This is a genomic window from Kocuria sp. LHG3120 (assembly GCF_049897445.1).
GTDB classification, from domain to species: Bacteria; Actinomycetota; Actinomycetes; order Actinomycetales; family Micrococcaceae; genus Kocuria; species Kocuria rosea.
Genome location: NZ_JAFCWG010000019.1, coordinates 1 through 3,365 on the forward strand (window position 1 = coordinate 1; position 3,365 = coordinate 3,365).

Consider the following 3,365-nt stretch of genomic DNA (forward strand, 5'->3'; position numbering starts at 1 on the left):
ATGTTCTCCAAGATCCTGGTGGCCAATCGCGGCGAGATCGCGATCCGTGCTTTCCGTGCCGCCTACGAGCTGGGCGCCAAGACGGTGGCGGTGTTCCCGTACGAGGACCGCAACTCGATCCACCGGCAGAAGGCCGACGAGGCGTACCGGATCGGGGAGGAGGGCCACCCCGTGCGGGCCTATCTCGACGTCGAGGAGATCGTCCGGGTGGCCAAGGAGTCCGGGGCGGACGCGATCTACCCCGGCTACGGGTTCCTCTCGGAGAACCCGGACCTGGCCCGTGCCGCCGCGCGCGAGGGCATCACCTTCGTCGGCCCGCGGGCCGAGATCCTGGAGCTGGCCGGCAACAAGGTCGCGGCGCTGAAGGCGGCGAAGCGGGCGGGGATCCCGACGCTGGCCTCCACGGAGCCCTCGGCGGACCCCGAGGAGCTGCTGGCGCAGGCGGAGGGCATCGGGTTCCCCATCTTCGTGAAGGCCGTGGCCGGCGGCGGGGGCCGCGGCATGCGCCGGGTGGAGACCCCCGAGGCGCTGCCCGAGGCGCTGGCCGCCGCGATGCGCGAGGCCGACACCGCCTTCGGCGACCCCACCGTGTTCCTGGAGCAGGCCGTGCTCCGGCCCCGCCACATCGAGGTGCAGATCCTCGCCGACAACGAGGGCGGGATGGTGCACCTGTTCGAGCGCGACTGCTCCCTGCAGCGCCGGCACCAGAAGGTCGTGGAGATCGCCCCGGCGCCGAACCTCGACGAGGGGATCCGCCAGGCCCTGCACCGGGACGCGGTGAAGTTCGCGAAGGAGCTCGGCTACGTCAACGCCGGCACCGTGGAGTTCCTGGTGGACACGGCCGGGGAGCGGGCGGGTCAGCACGTGTTCATCGAGATGAACCCGCGCATCCAGGTGGAGCACACGGTGACCGAGGAGATCACCGACGTCGACCTCGTCCAGTCGCAGCTGCGCATCGCCTCCGGGGAGACCCTGGCGGACCTGGGCATCGCCCAGGACGAGCTGGCCGTGCGCGGGGCCGCCCTGCAGTGCCGGATCACCACCGAGGACCCGGCCAACGGGTTCCGCCCCGACGTCGGGAAGATCTCCGCCTACCGCTCCGCCGGCGGCGCGGGGGTGCGCCTGGACGGGGGCACGGTCTACGCCGGGGCGGAGATCTCCCCGCACTTCGACTCGATGCTGGTGAAGCTCACCTGCCGGGGCCGGGACTACGCCACCGCCGTGCACCGGTCCCAGCGTGCCCTGGCCGAGTTCCGGATCCGCGGGGTGTCCACCAACATCCAGTTCCTGCAGGCCGTGCTGGCCGACCCGGAGTTCCTCGCCGGCAACGTGGCCACCGACTTCATCGAGCGCCGCCCCGAGCTGCTCGAGGCCCGCACCTCCGGGGACCGGGCCACCAAGGCGCTGACCTGGCTGGCCGAGGTCACGGTGAACCAGCCCAACGGGGAGCGGGTGGAGGGCATCGACCCGCGCACCAAGCTGCCCCACTACCCGGGCGACAAGCAGGACGAGCCGTTCCGCTCGCCCTTCGACGGACCCTCCGAGCACACCCCGCCGCCGGGGTGGCGGCAGCGGCTCGTCGAGCTCGGCCCCGAGGGGTTCGCCCGGGCCCTGCGGGAGCAGCAGGCGGTGGCGGTGACCTCGACGACGTTCCGGGACGCCCACCAGTCGCTGCTGGCCACCCGGGTGCGCACCCGGGACCTGCTGGCCGCGGCCCCGGCCTACGCCCACACGCTGCCGCAGCTGCTGTCCGTGGAGGCCTGGGGCGGGGCGACCTACGACGTCGCGCTGCGCTTCCTCGGCGAGGACCCGTGGGAGCGGCTGCGGCTGCTGCGGGAGGCGATGCCGAACATCCCGATCCAGATGCTGCTGCGCGGGCGCAACACCGTGGGCTACACCCCGTACCCGACCGAGGTGACGGACGCGTTCGTGGCCGAGGCCGCGGCCACCGGGGTGGACATCTTCCGGATCTTCGACGCCCTCAACGACGTGGAGCAGATGGCCCCGGCCATCGAGGCCGTGCGCAGGACGGGCACCGCGGTCGCCGAGGTCGCCCTGTGCTACACCGGGGACCTGCTGGACCCGGCCGAGGACCTCTACACCCTGGACTACTACCTCGAGCTCGCCCAGCAGTGCGTCGACGCCGGGGCCCACGTGCTGGCGATCAAGGACATGGCGGGGCTCCTGCGCCCCGCGGCGGCGGCGAAGCTGGTGACCGCCCTGCGGGAGCGCTTCGACCTGCCCGTGCACCTGCACACCCACGACACCGCCGGCGGGCAGCTCGCCACGCTGATGGCCGCGATCGACGCGGGCGTGGACGCGGTGGACGTGGCCGAGGCCTCGATGGCCGGCACGACCTCCCAGGTGCCCGCCTCGGCGCTGATCGCCGCCCTGGCCCACACGGACCGGGACACCGGCATCCCCCTGGAGGCCGCGACCGCCCTGGAGCCCTACTGGGAGGTCATCCGCCGGATGTACGCCCCGTTCGAGTCCGGGCTCACCGCCCCGACCGGGCGCGTGTACCGGCACGAGATCCCCGGCGGGCAGCTGTCGAACCTGCGCCAGCAGGCCATCGCGCTGGGACTGGGGGAGCGGTTCGAGGCGATCGAGGACATGTACACCGCCGCCAACGCCATGCTCGGCAGGCTGGTCAAGGTCACTCCCTCGTCCAAGGTCGTGGGCGACCTCGCCCTGCAGCTGGTGGGCATGGGCGTGGACCCGGCCGAGTTCGAGGCGAACCCGCAGAAGTTCGACATCCCCGACTCGGTGATCAGCTTCCTCGCCGGGGAGCTCGGCACGCCTCCCGGCGGGTGGCCCGAACCGTTCCGCTCCAAGGCCCTGGAGGGCCGCAACGTGCGTGTCGGGATCACGGAGCTGGCCCCGGAGGACTCCCAGGCCCTGGCCGGGGACCCGGCCACCCGCCGTGCCACGCTGAACCGGCTGCTGTTCGCCGGCCCGACGCGGGACTACGAGGCCAGCCGGGCGAAGTACGGCGAGCTGGCGCTGCTGCACACCCGGGACTTCCTCTACGGGCTGACCTCCGACCGGGAGCACGTGATCTCCCTCGGCAAGGGGGTGCGGCTGCTGGTGACCCTGCAGGCCATCTCGGAGCCGGACGACAAGGGCATGCGCACCGTGATGCTCACCCTCAACGGCCAGCCCCGGATGATCGAGGTCCGCGACACCTCGATCACCTCCTCGGTGCCCGAGACCGAGAAGGCCGACCCCACGGACCGCGGCCACGTGGCCGCCCCGTTCGCCGGGGCGGTGACCGTGACGGTGGCCGAGGGCGACACCGTGGAGGCGGGCGGCCAGGTGGCCACCATCGAGGCCATGAAGATGGAGGCCTCCATCACCGCCCCCAC

1 protein-coding gene is annotated in these 3,365 nt (G+C 72.7%); it reads left to right on the plus strand.

Annotated features, from left to right (window positions below; translation table 11 throughout):
* Window positions 1–3,365: pyruvate carboxylase (locus tag ACP7CD_RS18345; RefSeq protein ID WP_426120827.1), on the plus strand; the 3,365-nt coding region annotated here is incomplete at its 3' end.